This window comes from Actinoplanes sp. CA-030573 (assembly GCF_050951115.1).
Classification (GTDB): Bacteria; Actinomycetota; Actinomycetes; order Mycobacteriales; family Micromonosporaceae; genus Actinoplanes.
The window spans coordinates 2,057,656-2,080,908 of the sequence record NZ_CP192038.1 but is presented as its reverse complement, the minus strand read 5'-3'; the positions used below and the strand labels follow the sequence as shown (position 1 = coordinate 2,080,908).

The 23,253-nt window shown below is 72.1% G+C and carries 15 protein-coding genes and 1 riboswitch; of the genes, 5 read left to right on the top strand and 10 right to left on the bottom strand.

Annotated elements, in window-relative coordinates; all coding sequences use genetic code 11:
* The first annotated feature begins 399 nt into the window (after positions 1 to 399).
* Positions 400 to 532: riboswitch (cyclic di-AMP (ydaO/yuaA leader) on the top strand.
* 6 nt (positions 533 to 538) lie between these two features.
* Positions 539 to 1,357 carry a C40 family peptidase gene (locus ACQP2F_RS09725; protein WP_433302645.1) on the top strand — a complete coding sequence of 273 codons (819 nt, stop codon included), beginning with the start codon at positions 539 to 541 and terminating at the stop codon, positions 1,355 to 1,357.
* Positions 1,358 to 1,421: 64 nt separating this feature from the next.
* Here ACQP2F_RS09725 and leuS read toward each other — a convergent pair whose 3' ends face one another.
* Both leuS and ACQP2F_RS09715 read right to left on the bottom strand, forming a co-directional pair.
* A complete protein-coding gene (leuS, locus tag ACQP2F_RS09720; protein WP_433302643.1) occupies positions 1,422 to 4,235 on the bottom strand; it encodes a leucine--tRNA ligase in 2,814 nt (937 codons plus the stop codon).
* A 173-nt stretch (positions 4,236 to 4,408) separates the two neighbouring features.
* On the bottom strand, positions 4,409 to 7,255 hold the full coding sequence (locus ACQP2F_RS09715; protein WP_433302641.1) for a M36 family metallopeptidase: 2,847 nt from the start codon (positions 7,253 to 7,255) through the stop codon (positions 4,409 to 4,411).
* A 333-nt stretch (positions 7,256 to 7,588) separates the two neighbouring features.
* On the opposite strand from ACQP2F_RS09715, the gene ACQP2F_RS09710 reads away from it, so the two are divergent.
* From ACQP2F_RS09710 to ACQP2F_RS09700, 3 genes are read left to right on the top strand one after another with little or no spacing between them, the layout of a single operon-like run.
* Positions 7,589 to 8,638 (top strand): AAA family ATPase, encoded by a 1,050-nt coding sequence (locus ACQP2F_RS09710; protein WP_433302640.1) that lies wholly within the window; start codon positions 7,589 to 7,591, stop codon positions 8,636 to 8,638.
* Between the two features lies 1 nt (position 8,639).
* Positions 8,640 to 9,938: a DUF58 domain-containing protein gene (locus tag ACQP2F_RS09705; RefSeq protein WP_433302638.1), complete on the top strand. Its 1,299-nt coding sequence runs from the start codon at positions 8,640 to 8,642 to the stop codon at positions 9,936 to 9,938.
* Positions 9,935 to 12,391 carry a transglutaminase TgpA family protein gene (locus ACQP2F_RS09700; RefSeq protein WP_433302637.1) on the top strand — a complete coding sequence of 819 codons (2,457 nt, stop codon included), beginning with the start codon at positions 9,935 to 9,937 and terminating at the stop codon, positions 12,389 to 12,391. The genes ACQP2F_RS09705 and ACQP2F_RS09700 overlap by 4 nt, the downstream gene beginning before the upstream one ends.
* Positions 12,392 to 12,416: 25 nt before the next feature.
* On the opposite strand, the gene ACQP2F_RS09695 is transcribed toward ACQP2F_RS09700, so the two are convergent.
* Positions 12,417 to 12,950, bottom strand: coding sequence for a DUF402 domain-containing protein (locus ACQP2F_RS09695; RefSeq protein ID WP_433302635.1), 534 nt, complete (start codon positions 12,948 to 12,950; stop codon positions 12,417 to 12,419).
* Positions 12,951 to 13,002: 52 nt separating this feature from the next.
* Between ACQP2F_RS09695 and ACQP2F_RS09690 the strand changes: the two genes are divergently transcribed.
* On the top strand, positions 13,003 to 13,302 hold the full coding sequence (locus ACQP2F_RS09690) for an antibiotic biosynthesis monooxygenase (protein ID WP_433307423.1): 300 nt from the start codon (positions 13,003 to 13,005) through the stop codon (positions 13,300 to 13,302).
* Positions 13,303 to 13,501: 199 nt separating this feature from the next.
* On the opposite strand, the gene ACQP2F_RS09685 is transcribed toward ACQP2F_RS09690, so the two are convergent.
* The 7 genes from ACQP2F_RS09685 to ACQP2F_RS09655 all read right to left on the bottom strand — a co-directional run bounded on the left by ACQP2F_RS09685 (position 13,502) and on the right by ACQP2F_RS09655 (position 23,166).
* Positions 13,502 to 13,888: a DUF3040 domain-containing protein gene (locus ACQP2F_RS09685; RefSeq protein WP_433302633.1), complete on the bottom strand. Its 387-nt coding sequence runs from the start codon at positions 13,886 to 13,888 to the stop codon at positions 13,502 to 13,504.
* 99 nt (positions 13,889 to 13,987) lie between these two features.
* Complete coding sequence (gene dinB, locus ACQP2F_RS09680; protein ID WP_433302631.1) at positions 13,988 to 15,283, bottom strand: DNA polymerase IV; 1,296 nt, start codon at positions 15,281 to 15,283, stop codon at positions 13,988 to 13,990.
* A 74-nt stretch (positions 15,284 to 15,357) separates the two neighbouring features.
* Entirely contained in the window at positions 15,358 to 16,578 is a 1,221-nt protein-coding gene (locus ACQP2F_RS09675; RefSeq protein ID WP_433302630.1) for an alkaline phosphatase family protein, read from the bottom strand.
* Positions 16,575 to 17,321, bottom strand: coding sequence for a methyltransferase domain-containing protein (locus tag ACQP2F_RS09670; protein ID WP_433302628.1), 747 nt, complete (start codon positions 17,319 to 17,321; stop codon positions 16,575 to 16,577). Before ACQP2F_RS09670 ends, ACQP2F_RS09675 begins: the two co-directional genes overlap by 4 nt.
* Before the next feature lie 55 nt (positions 17,322 to 17,376).
* Positions 17,377 to 17,763, bottom strand: a complete 387-nt coding sequence (locus ACQP2F_RS09665; RefSeq protein ID WP_433302626.1) for an SSI family serine proteinase inhibitor — start codon at positions 17,761 to 17,763, stop codon at positions 17,377 to 17,379.
* Positions 17,764 to 17,805: 42 nt separating this feature from the next.
* Complete coding sequence (locus ACQP2F_RS09660; protein ID WP_433302625.1) at positions 17,806 to 21,201, bottom strand: error-prone DNA polymerase; 3,396 nt, start codon at positions 21,199 to 21,201, stop codon at positions 17,806 to 17,808.
* Between the two features lie 21 nt (positions 21,202 to 21,222).
* On the bottom strand, positions 21,223 to 23,166 hold the full coding sequence (locus ACQP2F_RS09655; RefSeq protein WP_433302623.1) for a DNA polymerase Y family protein: 1,944 nt from the start codon (positions 23,164 to 23,166) through the stop codon (positions 21,223 to 21,225).
* Between the last annotated feature and the right edge of the window lie 87 nt (positions 23,167 to 23,253).

Sequence of the window (23,253 nt, the reverse complement as noted above, 5' to 3'; positions counted from 1 at the left end):
CGAGGGTACCGGAGTCGGCTGTTACGTCGAGTGGCCGCCGGGGCCGGCGAAACGCAACGGCCTGACCAGGGGAACCACTATTTGTGTGTTCTGTTTCACCCGTAACCTTCGACAAGCCGTGATCGCCCCCGCACTACCCGTCATGGCATTTGTCTCGCGGACGTAACAAACTGGACAGGCCCCAATGTGCCAAACACGGACAGTGACGAATTGGCTGCCGCCGATCAAGAGAAATTTCAGGTAGCAAGGTTCTGCCGATCCGCACGGAACGGCTCGCAACGATTCGGTTCACGCCGAGCCCTGCCCCGGGCCGATCGTCGCGACCACCGCAATCGCACAACCACAAAGGCATATGGGGGCAGGGACGGGGGACCCACAGCTTCTCGAGAGAGACAGCCGGTCCGCTCCGCGCCACCCGCTCCGGTGGCGGTCGACGGGGCAACCTCGGGGTGAAGTCGGCCACCACGGCGACCGGGCACACCTTCCCGCCCGAACCCGACAGCTAACCTCGCAGGCGTGCCGGAGGGATATCTCTACCGTGCACGAGCACACCTCGAGCCGGCGTCGACGGCTGTCCGTCGGCACCGGTACTGCCGCGCTGTCCCTGGGTCTCTGCCTCTGCGCAGGTCAGCTGATCGCGACGCCGGCGGCCGGCGCCGCAACGCCGGTGGCGGCGGTTCAGGCTCAGGCCGCGGCCAAGCCAAAGCCCACGAACCTGACCAACGTCAGTTCCCGGACCCTTACTTCCGGCCAGCAGGTTCGCATCACCGTCCGGTACTACAACCCGAAGACCGGCAAGCGGATCACGTCCGGCAAGGTCCAGCTCCAGGGCAACCGGGGCGGCAAGTGGGCCGCAGTGGGCACTGTCCGGGTCGGCAAGAACGGCATCACCAACCTCTACACGCGGCCGAGCACCAGCGTTAACCTTCGCGCCGTCTTCTACGGGAACAGCTCGTACCGGGCGTACTGGGGCAGCTCGATCCGCATCACCGTGCGCAGCAACGCCGGGGCTCGGGTGCTGGCCGAGGCCAAGCGGCACACGGGCGCGCTGTACAAGTTCGCGGCCGCCGGGCCGAAGCGGTTCGACTGCTCCGGCTACACCCTGTACGTCTTCAAGAAGACGCTGGGCGTCAAGCTGCCCCACAAGGCGAACTCCCAGCAGAAGTACGGCAAGGCGGTCGCCAAGAAGTCGGCCAGGGTCGGCGACCTGATCGTCTTCCGATCCGGCTCGTACGGGTACCACGCCGGCATCTACGCCGGTAACGGCTACATGTACGACTCGCCGCACACCGGCGCCCGCGTCGGCAAGCACAAGATGTACGGCAGCAACTACGTCGTGCGTCGCCTGGCGGCGTAACGAAGCAAGGAACGACCAAGGAACGAAGTGAAATGGGGGGCACCGGTTCGGTGCCCCCCATTCTTCACACCACGACGCTGACCAGCCGGCCCTTCACCACGATGACCTTCTTGGGGTCACGCCCGGCCAGCACGTCGGCGACGGCGGCCAGCGCTTCGGCGCGTACGGAATCCTCGGAAGCCTCCGGGGAGACCGAGACCCGCCCCCGCACCTTCCCGTTGATCTGCACCGGATAGGTGATCGACTCGGCCTTCAGGTGGGCCGGGTCGGCGACCGGGAAGTCCACGTAGGCCAGCGTGCCCTCGTGGCCCAGCTTGCTCCACAGCTCCTCGGCCAGGTGCGGCGCGAACGGCGACACCATCAGCACCAGCGGCTCGATCGCCTCCCGGGACGCGACCGGCAGCGGGGTCAGCGCGTTCGTCAGCTCGATCAGCTTGGCGATCGCCGTGTTGAACCTCAGCTCGTCCATGTCCTCGCGGACACCGGCGATGGTCCGGTGCAGGTGCTTGCGGACGGCCGGCTCCAGCGGCTCGTCGGTGACCCGCAGCGCGCCGGTCTCCTCGTCGACCACCAGCCGCCAGACGCGCTGCAGGAACCGCTGCGAGCCGACCACGGCCCGGGTCTCCCACGGGCGCGAGACGTCCAGCGGGCCCATCGCCATCTCGTACACCCGGAAGGTGTCGGCGCCGTACTGCTCGCACATCTCGTCGGGCGTGACGACGTTCTTCAGCGACTTGCCCATCTTGCCGTAGCTGCGCGTCACCGGCTCGCCGTCGTAGAAGTACTGCCCGTCGCGCTCCTCCACCTCCTCGGCGGGCACGTAGAACCCACGCTCGTCCTGGAACGCGTACGCCTGGATGTAGCCCTGGTTGAACAGCTTCCGGAACGGCTCGAAGGACGAGACGTGACCCAGGTCGTACAGGACCTTGTGCCAGAAGCGGGCGTACAGCAGGTGCAGCACCGCGTGCTCGACCCCGCCCACGTACAGGTCGACGCCACCGGAGTCGCCGTCGCGGGCCGGGCCCATCCAGTACGCCTCGTTCTCCGGGTCGACCAGCGCCTTGTCGTTGCGCGGGTCCAGGTAGCGCAGCTCGTACCAGCAGGAGCCGGCCCACTGCGGCATGGTGTTGGTCTCCCGGGTGTACGACTTCAGGCCGTCACCCAGGTCCAGCTCGACGTTGACCCAGTCCTTCTTGCGGGACAGCGGCGTCTCGGGCTCGCTGTCGGCGTCCTCCGGGTCGAAGGTGCGCGGCGAGAAGTCGTCCACATCGGGCAGCACCACCGGCAGCATCGACTCCGGCAGCGCGACCGGCAGACCGGTCTCGTCGTAGACGATCGGGAACGGCTCGCCCCAGTACCGCTGCCGGCTGAACAGCCAGTCGCGCAGGCGGTAGGTGGTGGCGCCGCGCCCGTGCCCGTGCTGCTCCAGCCACGCGATCATCGCGGCCTTCGCCTCGGCGACGCCCTTGCCGTCCAGCCAGTCACTGTTGATCGCCGGGCCATCGCCGGTGAAAGCGCCTTCAAAACCTTCAGGAGCCTGCACCGTACGGATGATGGGCAGTTCGAACTTCTCCGCGAACTCCCAGTCGCGCTCGTCCTGCCCGGGCACCGCCATGATCGCGCCGGTACCGTAGCCGGCCAGCACGTAGTCGGCGATGAAGACCGGGATGCGCGCCTCGTTCACCGGGTTTGTCGCATAGGCCCCGACGAAGACGCCGGTCTTCTCCTTGGACTCGGTGCGCTCCTCGTCGGTCTTGGCGGCGGCCTGCGCGCGATACGCGGCGATCGCTTCGCCGGGCGTGCCGTAGCCGCCGGTCCACGCCGGGTTCACCCCGTCCGGCCACTCCGCCGGAGCGATCTTGTTGACCAGCTCGTGCTCGGGCGCCAGCACCATGTAGGTCGCCCCGAACAGGGTGTCCGGCCGGGTCGTGAAGACGGTGATCTTGTCGGCGGAGGAACCGACCGGGAAGTCGACGTGCGCGCCCCGGGACCGGCCGATCCAGTTCCGCTGCATCAGCTTGACCGGCTCCGGCCAGTCCAGCGTGTCCAGATCCTCGATCAGCCGGTCGCCGTACGCGGTGATCCGCATCATCCACTGCTTCAGGTTGCGCTGGAAGACCGGGAAGTTGCCGCGCTCGCTGCGCCCGTCCGGCGTGACCTCCTCGTTGGCCAGCACCGTGCCCAGGCCCGGGCACCAGTTGACCGGGGCCTCGCTGACGTAGGCCAGCCGGTGGTCGTCGACCAGCTTGCGCCGCTCGACCGCGCTCAGCTCGGCCCACGGCGCGCCCGGGGCCGGGCGGGTGCCGGCCTCGAACTCGGCGATCAGGGCGCTGATCGGCCGGGCCTTGCGGATCTTCTCGTCGTACCAGGAGTTGAAGACCTGCAGGAAGATCCACTGCGTCCACCGGTAGTAGTCCGGGTCGGTGGTCGCGAACGAGCGGCGCTCGTCGTAGGCCAGGCCCAGCCGCTTCAGCTGGCCCTTGTACCGCTCGACGTTGGCCGCCGTGGTCACCGCCGGATGCGTGCCGGTCTGCACCGCGTACTGCTCGGCGGGCAGGCCGAACGCGTCGAAGCCCATCGGGTGCAGGACGTTGAAGCCGGCCATCCGCTTGTAGCGGGTGTAGCTGTCGGTGCCGATGTAGCCGAGCGGGTGACCCACGTGCAGGCCCGCGCCCGAGGGGTACGGGAACATGTCCTGGACGTGCAGCTTGGGCGCGCCGGCCCGGGGGTGCGCCGGGTCGGCCAGGTCGCCGGCCGGGTTGGGCGCGTCGAACGTCCCGTGCTCGGCCCACCGGGCCTGCCAGCGCGGCTCGATCTCGTTGGCCAGTGCGGCCGTGTACCGGAACCGCGGGGTCTCTGACTCGCTCATGATCGGCATCTCAATCAGTCTGTGGGCACAAAAAAGCCCCTCACGCAGGAGGGGTTCGCCGTGCTGTGCCCGTCGTTATCGGCGGTGGCAGCACGGCCGGCTAAGAAGGTCGAACGGCCGGGCCATGCGTGCATGATACCGGTCGCCGCCCGGGGGCGGCGACCGGTATCCGTGCGACTACGTCAGGCGGCCGGTCCGTAGACCGCCAGCTCGGTGGAGTCCAGGAACACGCAGCCGGCGTCGGCCGGCGGCTGGCCGGCCGGGCACTTGCCGGCCACCTGGGCCTGGGTGGTGAGCATCGTGTAGCGGATGAACCCGACGCCGGTGCCGGTGCCGGCGGCCAGGCCGACCGGGGTCGGCGTGACCGTGCCGGGCGGGAAGGTGCCGGCCGCGGCCTGCGTCCAGGTCTTGCCGTCGGGCGAGGTCTCCACGCGGTAGCCGGCGGTCGAGACGCTCGCCGGGTCACCGCAGGTCGCCGACGGGTTGATCACCAGCTGGCTGATGTTCACCGTCCCCGACAGCTTCAGCACGACCGTCTGGCCGGTGGGCGACACGTCCGAGCCCCAGCCCGAGCCCTGCGACTGGTCGATCAGGAACGCCGGGCCACACTGCGGGCTGTAGTCGGGGCCGGTGAAGCTGACCACCGAGCCGCCGCCCGACGAGGCCGCCCAGTCCTTGCGGACCGCCCAGTCCTTGCGGACCGTGTGCGACGGGATCGACAGCGTGGCGGTCTGCTGGTCGTAGCCGGCGCCCCGGGCGAACACCTTCGCGTACGTGCCCGGGAAGATGCCCGAGATGGTGTAGGTGCCGTCCGCGGCCGTGGTGGCCTGCAGGTCGCCGGCGAAGCCGGAGGCGTGCCCGCCGAAGCCGATGGAGAGGCCGGCCACCGCGGCGCCGGTGTCCTGGTCGGTCACCTTGCCGATGAGCGTGCCGCGCGGCGTGTTCGGGCCCGGCGGCAGCGAGAAGTCCTCGACCGGCTGCTTGTCGTCACCGTCGAGGGCGGCGGCGAAGTAGCCCATGCCCCGGTTGGCGAACACCTTCCAGATGGTCTTCTGCAGCTTGCCGCCGTTGACGACCAGGTCGGCCGCCAGGATCGAGTTGCGCTCGTCCAGGAAGGACGGGCTCGACGGGGACAGCTCCATCGCCCGGGTCACCAGCGACTCGGCCTTCTTGCTGCCGATCGCCTTGCGCAGGTCCCACAGGGTCTGCGCCCAGATCTCGCCGTCGGCGTGCACCTCGGCGCCCCGCGAGGAGATGCGGCCGAAGTCACCGTACGTGTAACCGCCCGGCCCGGCCGCCGCCGTGCCCGGGCAGACCGCCGCCGGCGCACCGACGGTGCAGTCGAGCGGCTCGCTGCGGATCGTGGTGCCGGCCGTCACGTACTTGCCGACCAGCACGTCGCCGATCTTGGCGGTGTCCTTCTCGAGGCCCTGGTTGACCAGGTAGTCCATGGCGTACCAGTCGCTCCAGGCCTCACCCATCGACCGGGGCTGCTGCTTGTTGAGCGTCGAGTTGCCGTTCGCGTCGACCACGAGCCGGTTGGACAGACCGTGCGTGTACTCGTGGTACACGATGTCCGCCTCGTCGCCCGAGTTGCCGGCGATGAACAGGTCGTCCGGCTGGAACAGGTACATCTGCATGGTCGGCGGGATGCCGTCCGGCGGCGTGTTCATGTTGGCGTTGTCGACGTGGTCACCGTCGGGCAGGCCGTTCGCGGTGTTCGCGCCGTCGTCCGACTGGCCCTGCACAGCGTCGTCGTCGACCGCCTCGAAGTTGCCGGCGCTGCGGGTGAAGCCGATCGGGTTCGCCGCCAGGTGGTCGTGCCAGGTGCCCAGGAAGTAGTACATCTGGACCGCGTTCTGCGCGCGGTTGACCTGCCAGGAGTTCGCGGTCTTCGGGTCCCACGAGCACTGGAAGGACGCCGAGCACTTGCCGCCGACCGTCGCCGAGAAGTCGGTGAACGGGTAGTCGAAGCTCTTCTTGGCCGACGGCGCGACCTCCTCCGTCGGGTTGGCGACGTTGTCGTCGTTGACGTCCGAGTAGACGTGCGCGACGTTGCCGGCCAGCCGGGGCGAGTTGTTCGGCAGCCACTTGCTCAGGCTGACCTTCACCTGCTTGCCGCCCCGCGGCGCGCCCGGGTAGTTCGGCCAGGTCTCGGCGGAATCGGCGTCGACCGTGCTCTGCCGGTACAGGACGTCGCCGGTGGCCGCGTCGACCACGTGCACGTAGCCCTCGTCCACCGCGATCGTCTGCCAGGCCAGGCGGGCACCGCCGGCGGCCTGGAACCAGACCAGCTTGGCGTTGCCGCCGTCGCTGAACGTGGTCTTCTTCGTCGCCCCCGCGTCGGTCTTGGTGACCTTGGCGGCGGAGGTGCCCTCGACGTCCTTGACCGCCGCCGCGCGGGCGCCGGCCGCCGATACGCCGGCCGCGCCGCCCGCCGCCGGGAGGTTCTTGAGCGGGGAGCCGTCGATCTGGACGATTCGCCCGTCCTTGGCGATGTGCGCCTTCAGTCCGTTCCCGAAGACCGGGATGCCGGCGGAGGTCTGCACGAAGCTCAGGTGGTGCGTGCCCGCGACGTCGACGTAGTCCTGACGGAGGGTCAGGTTCGCGATCGAGGCGGCGTCGAGGCCGAAGACGTCGGCGTGCGCGGCCAGATAGTCGCGGGCGATCTTCTCCGGCTTCTGCTTGCTCTTGCCGGTCAGGAACCCGTCCAGCCGGGCGACCCGGCGCGGCGTGCCGGTCGACCGGTCGATGTCCACGATGCCCTGGACACCGAGCTGGTCCCGCAGCTTGTTCACGGCCGAGCCGGACGCCTGCGGAACGATCCTGGCCTTCAGCGCGGCCGTCGGCTGCGCGGCCACGGCGGCGCCGAGGCTGGCGCGGCTGTCGTAGTCGGCACGGCGTTGTGGCTGCTGGCGCTGGGTCTTACCGGCGTTCTTGGCCGGGTCCGGCGCGGCCTGCGCGGTAGCCGGCAACAGTCCCGCCAGCAACACTGCGCCGGCGGCCGCCGCCCCCACCCGCCGGGTCACGGACGGTACGGATAACGGTCTCAATTCAGCCCCTCTCGACCGGGCATCGGCGCAGCCCGGACGCGATGAGGACCCCGCGCCGGCCGCACCTCACTTGTGTGGCCCGTCGATGGCTGACTCTCTCCGAAGATCCGAAAATATAACTAGAGCGATGTCCGATTCTTTACCCATCCGATATCTGAGTCCCGTTGACGCTTGCTTGACGGCATCCATTGCCCGCACTCGGCGAGTTGGTGTGATCGGGCTAACCTGTGGGGACGGGCGGCATGCCGCCCTGTTTCGCTGCGCTCTGTGCTGCGAAAGACGTGGCGGAATAGACCTTGGAGGAGGCCCGTGACAACCCCGACCTGGGACGAGCCCGGTGGACCGATGACCGCGGAGGACTTCCGCGCGGCGACGCAGGCCATCATGGCCAACATCGAGCAGGTCATCGAGGGCAAGAGCGCGACGGTCCGCCTGGCGCTCGCGGTGCTCCTCGCCGAGGGCCACCTGCTGATCGAGGACGTGCCGGGCGTCGGCAAGACCAAGCTGGCCAAGGCGCTGGCGCGGTCGATCGACTGCTCGGTACGACGCATCCAGTTCACGCCCGACCTGCTGCCCAGCGACGTGACCGGCGTCAGCGTCTACAACCAGGAGACGCGCGACTTCGAGTTCAAGCCGGGCGCCGTCTTCGCCAACCTGGTGGTCGGCGACGAGATCAACCGCGCGTCGCCGAAGACCCAGTCCGCCCTGCTCGAGTGCATGGAGGAGCGGCAGGTCACGGTCGACGGCACCACGTACGAGCTGCAGGCGCCGTTCATGGTGATCGCGACGCAGAACCCGATCGAGATGGAGGGCACCTACCCGCTGCCCGAGGCGCAGCGCGACCGGTTCACCGCCCGGATCGCCATGGGCTACCCGGACCCGCGGGCCGAGCTCGCGATGCTCAGCGGCCACGGCGCGCACGACCCGCTGAACGACCTGCGGGCCGTCGCCGACGCCTCGATGGTCCGGCGGCTGATCGCCACGGTTCGCGACGTGCACGCCGCCGACGCCGTCCAGCAGTACGCGATCGCGCTGGTCACCGCGACCCGGGAGGCACCCGAGATCCGGCTCGGCGCGTCACCGCGGTCGACGCTGCAGCTGGTCCGCACGGCCAAGGCGGTGGCGGCGCTCGAGGGCCGCGACTACGTGCTGCCCGACGACCTGCAGACGCTGGCCGTCCCGGTTCTCGCGCACCGCCTGATCCCGACCGCGGACGCGCAGCTCAACCGCCGCACCACAGACGCGATCGTGGCCGAGATCGTGCACCGGCTGCCGCTGCCGCACGAGCGCAACCGCTCGCCCTACGACACCCGTCCGGGCGCCGGCGGCGGCGCCCAGTACGAGCCGCGGGGGCACTGACATGCGAGAGGCCTTGCGGGGGCTGACCACGCGCGGCCGATCCTTCCTGGCCGCGGCCGCCGCGGCCGGCATCTCGGCGATCGTCCTCGGCGAGCGTGACCTGCTGCGGGTGGCGGTGCTGCTGGCCGCGCTGCCGCTGCTCGCCGCCGCGTACGTCGGGCGCAGCCGGTACAAGCTGGCCTGCACCCGCTCGCTGGAGCCCGGCCGCACCCCGGTCGGGTCCAGCGCCCGGGTCATCCTGCGCCTGCAGAACATGTCCCGGCTGCCCACCGGCACGCTGCTGCTGGAGGACAAGCTGCCGTACGCGCTGGGCAGCCGCCCCCGGGTCGTGCTCGAGCGGCTGGGCGCGCACCAGGCGAGCTCGGTGGCGTACACGGTCCGCGCCGACGTGCGCGGCAAGTACCCGATCGGCCCGCTGGTCATCCGGCTGACCGACCCGTTCGGCCTGTGCGAGCTGACCCGGTCCTTCCCGAGCGTCGACCGGCTCACCGTCATCCCGCAGGTGGTGCCGCTGCCGACGGTCCGGCTCGCCGGCGAGTACGCGGGCACCGGCGACAGCCGCGCCCGGTCGGTGGCCGTGCACGGCGAGGACGACGCCGCGACCCGGGAGTACCGCCGCGGCGACGACCTGCGGCGCGTGCACTGGCGGTCGACCGCCCGCACCGGCGAGCTGATGGTGCGCCGCGAGGAGCAGCCCTGGGAGAGCCGCGCCACGGTCGTGCTCGACACCCGGGTCTATGCCCACCGCGGCGAGGGCCCCACGGCCAGCTTCGAGTGGGCCGTCTCGGCCACCGCCAGCATCGCCATGCACCTGCGCGCGGCCGGCTACAAGCTGCGCCTGGTCACCGGCTCCGGCATCGACATCGACGCGGCCGAGATCGCCGGGGAGGGCGTCATCCTCGACACGCTCGCCGACGTGAAGCTCGCCCAGAACGGCGACGTCTCGATCCTGGTCGAGCAGGTGCGCCGGCGCTCCGACGGCGGCCTCGTGATCGGCATCTTCGGCTCGCTCACCGTCGCCGAGGCCGAGCTGCTGGCCGGCCTGCGCGGCAACGGCGCCACCTGCATCGGCTTCGCCATCGACAGCTCCACCTGGGTCTCGATGTCGGCCGGCGAGCGGCAGGAGGCCGACCGCGAGCACGCCGCCGCGGCGCTCGCCCTGGTGCACGCCGGCTGGCGCTCGGTGCCGGTGACCCACGGCGCCACGCTGCCCAACCTGTGGCCGGCCGCCGCCCGCGGCTCGAGCGGCTTCGCCTGGCGAGCCGCCATGGCCGAGACCGTCGGAGGGGTGATCCGATGACCGGCCGGCGACGTCTCGGGCTGGTCGCGGCCGGCGCCACGCTGCTGGCGGCCGCGCCGATCTCGTCGATCTTCGAATCGTGGAACTGGCTGGTCCGCTGCATCCTCGCGGTCGGCCTGATCGCGGGGGCGGCGATGCTCGCGCGCACCCTGCGGTTCCCGGTGTGGGCGCAGGCGCTCAGCGAGGTCGTGGTCCTGCTGCTCGTCCTCACCTGGATGTTCCCGAGCGGCCACGAGATCCTGGTGCCGCAACCGGCCACCTTCGGTCATTTCGCCGACCTGTTCACCCAGGCCGGGCAGGATACGAGGTCGTACGGCGTGCCGGTCCCCGATCGGGACGGCCTGCTGTTCGTCACGGTCCTCGGCATCGGCGGCGTGGCCATCGCGGTCGACCTGCTGACCGTCGTCGCCCGGCGCCCGGCGCTGGCCGGCCTGCCGATGCTGGCGATCTACTCGGTCCCGGTCGCGGTCTACGTCGACGACGTTCCGGTGCTGCCGTTCATCATCGGCGCGACCGGCTTCATGTGGCTCCTGGTCTCCGATAACGTCGATCGCGTACGGCGTTTCGGCCGCCGCTTCACCGGTGACGGGCGCGACGTCGACGTCTGGGAGCCCTCGCCGCTCGCGGCCGCGGGCCGGCGCCTGGGCGTGGTCGGCGTGGCCGCGGCCGTGGTGCTGCCGCTGCTCGTGCCGACCATCACCGGCGGCCTGCTGTCGCAGCTCACCCAGAGCGGCAGCGGTGTCGGCACCGGCGGGGGCGGCAACGGCAACGGCGGGCGGATCAGCCTGTTCGCGTCGCTCAGCGGCAACCTGACCCAGGGCAACACGGTCCAGGTGATCAAGCTGACGACCAACGAGGAGCTCCCGTTCTACCTCCGCTTCGGGGTCGCCGACCAGCTCACGAACCTGGGCTTCGGCAACCGCGCCCCGGTCGGCAACGCGGTCAACCGGGGTCTGCCCGACCCGCGCGGCGGCACGGCGGGCGGCGAGTTCCAGCAGTACCACGCGCAGATCGAGGTCAGTGACGCGCTGAAGCAGAACATGCTGCCGGTCTACGCGAACACGATCCGCGCGGGCGACCTCGGCGGCGGCTGGTCGTACGACCCGAACCAGCAGGTGATCTTCTCCAACCGGCAGACGACCAAGGGGAAGAAGTACTCGTTCGACTACGTGCGGGCGACCTACACGGAGGCCGAGCTGCGCACGGCCGAGCCGCTGAACAAGGACAACCCGCTGCGCACGCAGTACACGAACACCCCACGCGACGACTATGTCGACACCCTGGTGGCCGGCCTGATCAAGGGCAAGACCACCGATTACGACAAGATCCGGGCGCTGTACAACTACTTCTCGAAGGCGAACAACTTCAGCTACAGCCTGACGACCGAGTCGGCGGGCAGCAGCTCGGACATCGCCGCCTTCCTGAAGAACAAGGTCGGTTACTGCCAGCAGTACGCGGCGGCGCTGGCCTGGATGGCGCGGGTGGCCGGTCTGCCGGCCCGGGTCGCGTTCGGCTTCACCAAGGGCAACCCGGTCGACGGCTCGTGGATCATCACGAACCGGAACGCGCACGCCTGGACCGAGGTCTACCTGCAGGGCTTCGGCTGGATCCCGTTCGACGCGACACCCGCGTCGAGCGTGGCCGGCTCGGCCCGGTCGTCGTACGCGCCGAACGTCGACGAGACGACCCCGCTCCCGTCGTCGTCGACGAACGCCGGAGCGGCCGGGCCCGAGACGTCGGTGGCGCCCGGCAACCCGAACCGGCCCGACCGCGGGGCCAACGACCCGACCGGGGCCGGCAGCTTCGACACGGGTGCGGACAAGACGTCGTACAAGGCCCTCTGGATCGCCGGCGGCGTGGCCCTGCTGATCGCCCTGTTGCTGGTGCCGGCCCTGCGCCGGGCCCTGCTGCGACGGCGACGGCACGCGGCGACGGCGCCCAAGGCGCCCCGGGTGCTGGCGGCCTCGGGAGCCGGGCCACCGGGCGGCGAACACGGCATCGTGGTCACACCCGAGGCGACGCGGGCCCGCGAGGACGCCCACGCCGCCTGGGAGGAGCTGCTCGACACGATGATCGACTTCCGGATCCCGGTCGACCCGACCGAGACCCCGCGCGTCACGGCGCAGCGCCTGATCAAGGACGCGTACCTGCCCGACCGGCCGGCCGAGTCGGCGACGCTGCTGGGCACGGCCGAGGAGCGCGCGCGGTACGCCCGGAAGCCGCTGCAGGGTGGCGAGCTGACGTCGGCGCTGGGTCAGGTGCGCAAGGGGCTGGCCCGCTCGGCCAACCGGCGTACCCGGATCGCGGCGGTCCTGCTGCCGCCGTCGATCCTGCTGCGCTGGCGGCTGGGCCTGGCCGAGGCGTCGGCCCGGTTCGTCGGCTGGTCGGGCCGCGTGCGGGACTCGCTGTCCCGCTTCAGCCCGCGCCGCCTGCTGGCGAGCCGGGGGCGCTGAGCACCGTTGCCGGACGCCGTCCCCGTCACGCGGGGGCGGCGTCCGTTTCTTTTCCTTCGGTCCCGCGAAACCTCGCCAGCCAGGCGTCGCCGACGGCCCCGAACGGCTCCTGCCGGGCCGAGATCATCGCGACCAGCTCGTCGGCGGTGGCGCGGGCCTGCGCGATCAGCTCGGCCGGGTACCCGTACCGGCGCTGATGGTCCTCGAACTCGTCCTCGTCGAGCAGCTCGACGGTCCCGTCCCGGAGCCGCACGACGTCGAGGTCGAGATCGACCGCCTCGATGCTGCCGTCCGCCGTCCGCGCCGGCACCGTGGTGACGTCGACGTAGACCTCGACCTCGCGGTGGGCGGGCCCGTTCCAGGACGCGACCCAGCTGCCCTCGGCCGGGCAGAGCACGATGAACTCGTACTCCGGAAAGATCGGCTCCTCGTGCCCCCGGTGCATCGCGATGCCCGCCCGGCACCCGTACCACCAGCCGAACCGGTCGCTCCCGAGCGGCTCCGCCGCGAAGGTCCAGTGCTTCTTGCCGCCCCACTTGGTGTACCGCAGCTCGGCCACGCCCGACCCCCCGAATTTGTCGTAGGCAGGGTCTAGTGTCGCCCGCGTGACGATGACCGTGGAATTCGCCCGCTTCACCGTGCGCCCCGGCGCCGAGGACCGCATGATCGCCGACCGCCCCGCGATGCTGGCGGCGCTGCGTGCCCGGTTCCCGGCCTGCGAGGCCGCCTACCTGACCAGGGAGGAGGACGGCACCTGGCTCGACGTGATCGTGTGGCGCACGCGCGAGGAGGCCGCGGAGTCGGCCAAGCAGATCATGACCATCCCGGAGTGCGCGGCGTGGTTCGAGCACATCGACACATCGCTGGGCCTGAGTCACGCCGAGGTCCTCGACGCCTGGCCGGCCTCCTAGCCGCTCGCCCTTGCGTGTGGCCGACCCGCACATAGCCGGCGCTCGCAGCGCGGCCACGACCGCCGGCCACGCCTCGCGCGGGTGACGGCGGGCGCATCGACAAACGGCGATGGCGGCCCGTGGCCGCCATCTGCCGGTCGCTGGACGTCTCGGACGCCAGCGTGTTCAGGAGTGCGCGCTCGTCAGCGAGCGCGCCGGGTCAGCGGTGCCCTTCCGGACGCTGACGCCAACGGTCCTCGAGCCGATCGAGCAGCCCGGCCTTGCGCGTCTGACGGGTGCGACGGCTCGCGGTGCCGCCCACGGCGTGGAGGTCGGGCGCGTTGACCTTGCGACGGGACTGCATCGCGAAGGCGGCGGAACCGAGCATGACCACGAAACCGCCGACGCCGAGCAGCGTGTTGCTGCTCACCGTCCCGTAGACGACCAGGGCCAGACCAAGGATGATCACGAAGGCGGCGACGAGGAGCCGGCGCCGTGCGTGGAAACGCGGGTCGCTGGCCCGCACAGCCGAGGCGAACTTGGGATCCTCGGCAAGCGACCGCTCGATCTGATCGAACAGCCGCTGCTCGTGCTCCGAGAGCGGCACGGCATTCCTCCCCGGGCGCATATCCGATCCCGAAGCCGGGGTCGGAGTGAAACAAGGTAGGTGGCGCGGGACAGCCGTCGGCTGCCTTATCGAGCAAGTCTACGAGGGGGTTGGCGGCTCGGAAAGCGGGACGACCGTCCGCTGGGGGTGATTTTCGGTGCGGCGGAGATCGCTTCGTCCCAAAAGACTGGCTGGACCGACACTTGCGCGCCCGAACCGGGCGGCCACGGCGTCGGCCGCGGCCTCGGCCTCACGCCAGCCACGCTCCGGTTCGCCGAGGCTGAGCTGCCGCGACGTGGTCGCCGCCGGGCTGAGGCCCTCGACCCGCACGCCGACCAGCCGGATGTGATCGGTCGCACCGAGCGCCTCGAACAAGCCCCATGAGGTCTCGAAGATCTCCCGGGCCACATCGGTGCTCGTGGGCACCGTGCGTGACCGGTTGACCGTGCGGAAGTCGGCCAGCCGGACCTTGATCGCGACGGTGCGGCCGACCTGGCCGCTCGCGCGCAGCCGGGCGCCGGTCTTCTCGGCCAGCGCCAGCAGGCTGCGCCGCAGCAGCTCGCGGTCGGCCACGTCGGTGTCGAAGGTCATCTCGGCGCCGATCGACTTCTCCTCGCGCTCGGGCGTGACCCGGCGCGGGTCGCGGCCCCACGAGAGCTCATGCAGGTGGGCGGCCGCGGCCTCACCGACCGCGCGGCGGAGCATGCCGTACGGCGCGTGGGCCAGCTCGCCGACGGTGGTCAGCCCCAGCCGGCGCAACGTCTCGGCGGCCCGCTCCCCCACGCCCCAGAGCGCGTCGACCGGCAGCGGATGCAGGAAGTCGAGCACCAGGGCGGCCGGCACCACGACCATGCCGTCGGGCTTGGCCCGGGTCGAGCCGAGCTTGGCCACGAACTTCGTCGGGGCGACACCGACCGAGCAGGTCAGCTGCTGCTCCTCGTACATCCGCTCCCGGATCTTCCGCGCGATGACGGCGGGCCGGCCGAGAAGCCGCTGCGCGCCCGCGACATCGAGGAACGCCTCGTCCGAGGAGAGCGGCTCGACCAGCGGCGTCACGTCCCGGAAGATCGCCATGACCGAGGCCGAGGCCGCCGAGATCGCCGGCCCGTCGACCGGCAGGAAGATCGCCTGCGGGCAGAGCGCCCGGGCCCGCGCCGTCGGCATCGCGCTGCGCACCCCGAAGCGGCGGGCCTCGTAGCTGGCCGAGCTCACCACCCCGCGCGGGCCGATGCCGCCGACCACCACCGGCTTGCCGCGCAGCTCGGGCTGCGCCCGGACGGCCACCGAGGCGAAGAACGCATCCATGTCGACGTGCAGGATCGTGCACCCCGCGTCGTCGGCCTCCGGACCGAAGCGCGGGTCACGCCCTCGAGGCACCACCTGACTGCGTCCCACGCCATGAACCTAGCGCCACCCTCCGACAAAAATCGGCGGCCGGCCGCTACTCCGGCAAATGGCACTTATCGCGCTCAGCGGGCGATCAGCAGCGGAATCGTCATCTCGGCGGCGGTCACCGAGCCGTGGTAGGCGATCAGCTTGCCCACCGCCGGCGGTTCCCAGCCGGTCGCCAGCGCCACCGCCCGCTCCAGGCAGATCACCACGACCTCGCCGATCCGGCCGAGGTGGCCGTCCGGCACCGGGCCGTACCAGCCCTGCGCGACCGCCTCCTCCCGGCTGAGCACCCACGCGCCCGAGCCGAGCACGCCGCGCCAGGCCGCGATCACGTCATCCCGGGCGCCCGGCGCCGCATAGAGATAGCGGACCCGCGGCTCCCCGGCGACGCCCACCACGCCGTCGGCCAGCTCCGGGATGTCGCCCATGTCGACGCGGCCCTCGAGCGGGATGTTGAGCTGGCCGTGGTCGGCGATCACCAGCAGCGCCGACCGGGGCGGCAGCCCGTGCACGAGACGGTCGAGCAGCTCGCCGACCCCGGCCGCCGCCGCCTGCCACGTGCTCGACTCCACTCCGTCCTGGTGTCCGTAGTGATCGAGATCCGGGTGATAGCCGTAGACGATGCCAGGTCCCGCCGACAGCGCCGCCAGCATCCCGGCGGCGAGCTCCCCGGCGTTCGAGGCGCCCACGTAGACGGCCCCACGGTTGGCCGAGAGGCTGAGCCCGCTTCCGCGGAACTCGGGCTTGCTGACCACGGTCACCGCGATGCCGGCCGCGGCCGCCGTCTCGAAGCGGGTGGGCACCGGCTGCCATCGGCGCGGGTCCGGGTCGTCGTGCCACTGGATGTGGTTGAGCACGCGCCCGTCCGGCCGCCGCGTCGTGAAGCCGAGCACGCCGTGCGCACCGGGCAACGCGCCCGTCCCGAGGGTCACCAGGCTGACCGGCGTGGTCGACGGAAAACCCGCGGTCAGGCTGCGGCTCCCGGGGGCGAGATCCTTCAACACGGGTGCGTACGCGGAGGCAGCACCCAGTTGATGAGACCCGAGCCCGTCGACGAGCAGCACGCCCACCCGGTCGACCCCGTCCAGCGCCGGGGCGAGCCCCAGCACGTCCCGCGAGCCCGGCACGCCAAGCACGGCGCACACGCTGGGCAGCAGATCGGCGAGGCTGCCGCTGCCGTAGGCCGGCCGCACCGGCACGAGCGCGTCGGCCCCGAGCCCGTCCCCCGGCACGCCGCCCTCGCCCAGGGCGGTCCCCACGCCGGCCGCGCCCCCGCTCCCGGCCTCTTCCCCGCTCATGGGCGGCGCGCGAAGAGGTGCAGCTGGGAGGCGATGTCGCGGAAGGGTGGCCGCGCCGAGAGCGCCAGCTCGAGCTCGAGCAGCGCCTGCGGATCCTCCTCGATCACCGCGGCCGGCAGCAGGTCGGCCAGCACGCGCACCCCGTGGGTCTCCTCGACCTCGAGCCCCGCCGCGCGCAGGAGGTCGGCCGCCGTGTCCGCGTCGTACCGGCGGCGCAGCGTGTCCCGGGCTCCGGCCCGGCCGTCGGGGTCGGTGACCAGCGCCGACGCCGACCGCAGATGCCCGTTGATCGCCCGGCCGAGGATGGCGGCGGCCCGGCTCGCGACCAGCACGCTGACCGCCCCGCCCGGGCGCAGCGCCGCCGTGATCGCCGCGACCACGTCGGCCGGCTGGTCGACCACCTCGAGCACGGCGTGGCAGAGGATCAGGTCGGCGCTTCCCGGCTCGATCAGGCCGGCGAGCGCATCGCCGTCGCCCTGCACCGCGCGCACCCGCCCGGCCACCCCGGCGTCGGCGGCGCGCCTGGTCAGCGCCGCGAGCGCGTCGGGACTGGCGTCGACCACGGTGACGGTGTGCCCGGACTCGGCCAGCGGCACGGCGAAGCCACCGGTGCCGCCGCCGACGTCGACCACGGTCAGCGCGCGGCCGGCGTGGCGGTCCAGCTCGCGGCGGAGCACGGCCCAGACGGCGGCGGTGCGGGCGGTGGCGAGCGGTCGGGCCGTACGCGTCGATGCGGTTTCCACACGGGCAGCGTATCGGCCTTCCTCATCCGGCACCCGCAGCGCGCGCCCCCGCCGTTCAGAACGCCACGAGGGCGCCGAGCGCTCGCCGCATCTCGCAGCTGTTGCCGTAACGGTGCTTCCACTGCACCGTGGTTCCCCGCCATTCGCCGGTGACCTCGGCGGTGACCGGCTGATAGATGAGGATGCACGCGGTGTGCGCCGGCTCGATCTTGTCGAGGTCGCCGCCGACGGCGGTCAGCTCGGCACACGCCGCGGCCGCCCGGGGATGTCCGCCGCCGGCCGGACCGCACTCGAGCTTGACCGCGGAGGCGAAGCCGGCGTCCGCCATGTAGCTCACCGTGAGCTTCGACTCCGGCTCACCGCGGCCACCGCCGTCGCCGTAGCCACCCGGCGGCCCCGCGGCGAGCACCGCCGCGACCAGGCCGATCATCGTGGGGATCATTGCGTACTCCAGATTGTCCGACAAATCCGACAAATGGGTACGCTACCGGAAGTCGCGGGACGCGGGCGTGACCGGCGGGGTGGCCGTCTCCAACCGGTCCGCGACCAGGTTGAGCACCCCCTCCGCCTTCTCCAGCCGGCCGCGCACGATCAGCGCCGAGCTCGTGCGGGCGACCCGGCGGTAGCGCTGCCACAGGCCCGGCGAGCAGGTCACGTTGAGCATCCCGGTCTCGTCCTCGAGGTTCACGAAGGTCACGCCGCCCGCGGTGGCCGGCCGCTGCCGGTGGGTGACGATCCCGCCGACCCGGATGCGGGTGCCCGCCTCCACCCGGCCGAGCTGCGAGATCCGCAACGCGCCGACCCGGTCGAGCTCGGCCCGGATGAACTGCGCCGGGTGCGTCTCCGGCGACAGGCCGGTCGCCCACACGTCCGCGACCAGGCGGTCGACCTCGCTCATCCCGGGCAGCATCGGCGCGTCGGTGCCGGTCACGGTCCCGGGCAGCCGGTCCGGCTTGTCCTGCGCGGCGGCGCCCGCGGCCCACAACGCCTCCCGGCGCGACAGGCCGAAACCCGCGAAGGCGTCGGCGGTGGCCAGCGCTTCCAGGTGCGCGGTGGTGCATCCGGTGCGGCGGGCCAGATCGGTCATGCTCCGGTACGGCCCGTGGGCCCGCCGCTCCTGCTCGATCGCCCGGGCAAGCTCGTCCCCCACCGTACGGATGCGGGAAAGCCCTTGCCGGACGGCCGGTCCCCCGATTCCCCAAGCGTGCGGAGGCTCGCCCTTCTCGCTCGTCGCCCGCGTCTGCGGAGTTCGCTCCAGGGTGGCCGCGGCGTCGCTGAGGTTGATGTCCGGCCGGCGCACCTCCACGCCGTGCCGCCGCGCGTCGTCGACCAGCGTCTGCGGCGAGTAGAAACCCATCGGCTGCGCGTTCAGCAGCGCCGCGCAGAACGCGGCCGGGTGGTAGCGCTTGAGCCAGGCGCTGACATAGACCAGGTACGCGAAGCTGATCGCGTGGCTCTCCGGGAAGCCGTAGTTCGCGAAGGCGCACAGCTTCACGTAGAGGTCGTCGGCCAGCTCGCCGGAGATGCCGTTCGCCGCCATGCCCTGGTAGAGGCGCTCGCGCATCTCCTCCATCTTCTTGACCGAGCGCTTCGAGCCCATCGCCCGCCGCAGCTTGTCCGCCTCCAGCGGGGTGAAGCCGGCCGAGTCCATGGCGAGCTGCATCAGCTGCTCCTGGAAGAGCGGCACGCCCAGCGTCTTCTCCAGGGCGCGAGCCATCGTGGGGTGCGGCATCTGCCATTTCTCGATGCCGTTCTTCCTCCGGATGTACGGGTGGACCGAGCCGCCCTGGATCGGACCGGGCCTGATCAGCGCCACCTCGACCACCAGGTCGTAGAAGACCTCCGGCTTGAGCCGGGGCAGGGTCGCCATCTGCGCGCGGCTCTCCACCTGGAAGACGCCGACCGAGTCGGCCCGGCACAGCATCTCGTAGACCTCGGGGTCGGACGGCCGGATGTCGCCGAAGTCGAGCTTGTCGTCGATCATGTCGAAGGCGTAGTGCAGCGCCGAGAGCATGCCCAGGCCCAGCAGGTCGAACTTGACCAGGTTGATCGCGGCGCAGTCGTCCTTGTCCCACTGCAGCACCGTGCGGCCCGGCATCCGGCCCCACTCGACCGGGCACACCTCGCTCACCGGCCGGTCGCAGATCACCATGCCGCCCGAGTGGATGCCCAGGTGCCGCGGGAAGGTCTGCAGCTCGTTGGCGAAGGACACCACCTGCTCGGGTATGTCGTCGATGTCCACGGTGGCGACGCTGCCCCAGCGGTCGATCTGCTTGCTCCACGCGTCCTGCTGGCCGGGCGAGAAGCCGAAAGCCTTGGCGATGTCGCGGACGGCCGAGCGCGGGCGGTACGAGATGACGTTCGCGACCTGGGCCGTGTGCCGCCGGCCGTGCCGCCGGTAGACGTGCTGGATGACCTCCTCGCGGCGATCCGACTCGATGTCGACGTCGATGTCCGGCGGCCCGTCCCGCTCCGGCGCGAGGAACCGCTCGAAGACCAGGTCGTACTCGAAGGCGTCCACATTGGTGATGCCGAGCGCGTAGCAGACCACCGAGTTCGCGGCCGAGCCCCGGCCCTGGCAGTAGATGTCGTTGTCCTTGCAGAACTTGACGATGTCGTAGACCACGAGGAAGTAGCCCGGGAAGTCCAGGTTCTCGATCATCTGCAGCTCGTACTCGAGCTTCGCGTAGACCTCGGGCACCTCGTCGGGCAGCCCGTAGCGGGCCCGGGCGCCGCGCATGGCCAGCTCCCGCAGCCAGCCCATCTCGGTGTAGCCCGGCTCCGGGATCGGGAACGCCGGCAGCTGCGGCGCCACCAGCTGGAGGTCGAAGGCGAGCGCGAGGCCCAGCTCGGCGGCCCGCTCGACCGCGCCCGGGTAGGCGGCGAACCGGCGGGCCATCTCGGCGCCGCTGCGCAGGTGGGCGGTGCCGGCCGCGGGCAGCCAGCCGTCGATCTCGTCGAGGCTGCGCCGGGCCCGCACGGCGGCGACCGCGGTGGCCAGCCGGCGGCGGGCCGGGATCGCGTAGTGGACGTTGTTGGTGGCGACCGCCGACAGCTTCCGCCGCCGCGCCAGCTGGTAGAGCACGTCGTTGCGGTCACCGTCGTACGGGTCGCCGTGGTCGGTCAGCTCGACCACGACGTGCTCGGCGCCGAACAGCTCGATCAGCCGGTCGAGCTCCCGGGCCGCCGCCTCGACGCCGCCGGTGGCGAGCGCGCGCGGGACGAGGCCCTTCCGGCAGCCGGTCAGCACCATGACACGGCCGCTCAGCCGCTCGGCGATCCGCTCCACGCCGCCGTAGTCGGGCTTGCCCTTCTCGGCGCCGGTCAGCTGCCCCTCGCCGATCGTGCTGCCCAGCGCCGCGTAGCCGGCCGCGTCCTTGGCCAGCACCAGCAGATGCTGCCCCTCCGGGTCGGGCTCGCCGTTCTGCGGCTTGGTCAGCCCCAGCGACAGCTCGGCCCCGAAGATCGTGGGCAGTTCCAGGTCGCGCGCGGCCTCGGAGAAGCGGACCACGCCGTAGAAGCCGTCGTGGTCGGTGACGGCCAGCCCGGTGAGGCCGAGACGGGCCGCCTCCTCGGCCAGCTCCTCGGGGTGACTGGCGCCGTCCAGGAAGCTGAAGTTGGTGTGACAGTGCAACTCCGCGTACGGAACGGTGGGCTCTTCCCGCCGGATCAGCGGCGGCGCCTGATAGGCCTGCCGCTTGCGGCTCCAGACCGGCGAGTCCCCACCGTCCGCGTCGATGGCGAGCGGGTCGACGTGGAAGGGCTTCGGCGCCTCCTTCCCGATCTGGCGGATGTCGTCGCCCTGCGGAGCCTTGATCGGCTTTCCGGTGAGCGCGGCCTCCAGGTCCGACCACGGCTGCTTCGGATTGTGGAAGCTCATCCCCGCCTCCGGCCGGCCCGCTCAGTCATAGATCGCCTCCACCGCCCAATGACCGGCGGCGAGGGAGAGCAGCAGCGCCCGCCCGTCCGAGAGCGCCACCTGGAAACGCGCCCGGCGGCGGCCCTCACCGCTCGCCCACCAGCGCTCGTCCACCGGCCAGGGTCCGGCCCACCCGCTGATCTCGACCGGCCCGCCGCGCTCGACGATCAGGGCGGCCGGGTCGCCGGTCAGCTCCAGGCGGGCGCTCACGCCGACCGGGACGCCGGCCGGGTCGAGCACGACCGCGGGAATCGGCTGAAGCGGCACCACGGCGGGCGCCGGTTTGGGCAGGCGGCCCGGCCAGGGCGGCAGCGCCGCGGAGGCCGGGACCGGGCGACGACCACCGCCGCCCTTGCGCCGGGCCGGTGGCACGGTCACCACCGTGAGCCCGTCCGCCGGAGCTCCCACCGGCCCGGCCGTTTCCTCCCGCCCAGCCGCCGGCTCTTCCCGTCCGGCCGGCCCCTCCCATCCGGCCGGACCCTCCCGCCCAGCCAGTTCCTCCCGCTCCTCCGCCTGCCTTTTCTCCTCCACCCGGGCCGCCCGCCGGGACGCCAGGTCGATCACGTCGGCGGGCCGGTCCCCGGGTTCGGGCGCCGGACGGTCGTCGATCGGAGGCGGGGTGAAGTTGAAGACCAGGGCCGGCGCCTCGGAGCGGGCCAGCAGCGGGGCCACGCCGACGCCCGGGATCGGGTCGGCCTGCGGGGCCGCGGGCCGGGCCGGTTCACGTTCGTCGCCCCACGGGACCAGGCGGATCTGGTCGTCGGCCGAGCGGCCGCCGCCGAGGACGGCGGTCACCAGCGACTCGGGACCGAGCAGGCCCTGCACGCGGCTGAACGCCCGGTGGGCGCGCTCGCGGTCGGCGCCGGCGTCGCCCCAGAGACCGGGCTGGAGTCCCAGGTGGACGAGCACGCCGTCGGGGATGAGCCGCAGCCGCACCAGGCCGGCGGTGGGCCGGGTCGCGGCGCCGCGGCGGGCGCCGGTGAGCCAGCCGTCCAGCTGCCAGCGGACCCGCTCGGCGATGGCGGCCGCGGTCAGGGTGCCGTCGTGCCGCCACACCCGGTGCAGCTCCTGGCCGTCCGCGGTGACCGCCTCGATGCCGAGCCGGGTGCAGGCCAGGCCGTGCGCGGCGAGCTTCTCGTGCAGGCGCTCGGCCAGCGCCTTGCCCGCGAACGCCGCCACGTCCACCCGTTCCAGCGGCTCGTCGTAGGTCTCGGCGACGTCCAGGTCGGGCGGCGGTTGCCGGACCGCGAGCGGCCGATGGTCGCGCCCGGCGGCGAGCCGGTGGGCGAGCGCCCCGTCGAAGCCGAACCGGCTCAGCACGTCCCCCGCCGGCAGCGCCGCGAAGTCGCCGAGCGTCTGCACGCCCAGCCGCTTGAGCAGGTCGACCAGCTCCGGCCGTTCCAGCGCCGCGATCGGCATCCCGGCCAGGAAGGCGGCGGTCTCCCCCGGCGGGATGATCAGACCATCGCGGGCCGCGAGCCCCGCCGCGAACACCCCGTCGGCGATGCCCACCTGGCTCTCCACCGCACAGACCTGGGCGATCTGCTCGACGATCCGCTCGGCCGCGGCCTCCTCCCCGCCGAAGTACCGCGCCGGTCCCCGGGCCGCGAGCGCGCAGGCGCCCGGCCGGATCACCTCGACCCCGACCGCGACCTCTTCCACGGCGGCGACCACGGCCTCGTACGCCCGGGCGTCGCGCCCCGCGTCATACTCGACGACCACCAGCTTCGGGCAGCGGCTCTGTGCCTCCCGCCGCCGGAGTCCCCGCCGCACCCCCTCCTGCCGCGCCGCCTCCGAGCAGGCCACCACCCGGTTCTCCCGCAACACGACGACCGCTTCCGCCCCCGGCACCCCGTCCACGATCTCGGCCGCGATGACCGGCCAGTCCGGGCACCAGACAAGCAGGGTCCGAATCTCCTCCCCCACGTCAGCCCACTCCCCGCCGGCGCTCGCTCCCCGCCACCAGCACCGCCGCACGCCGCCCGCGACCGCCACCCACCGCAGGCGCGGCTC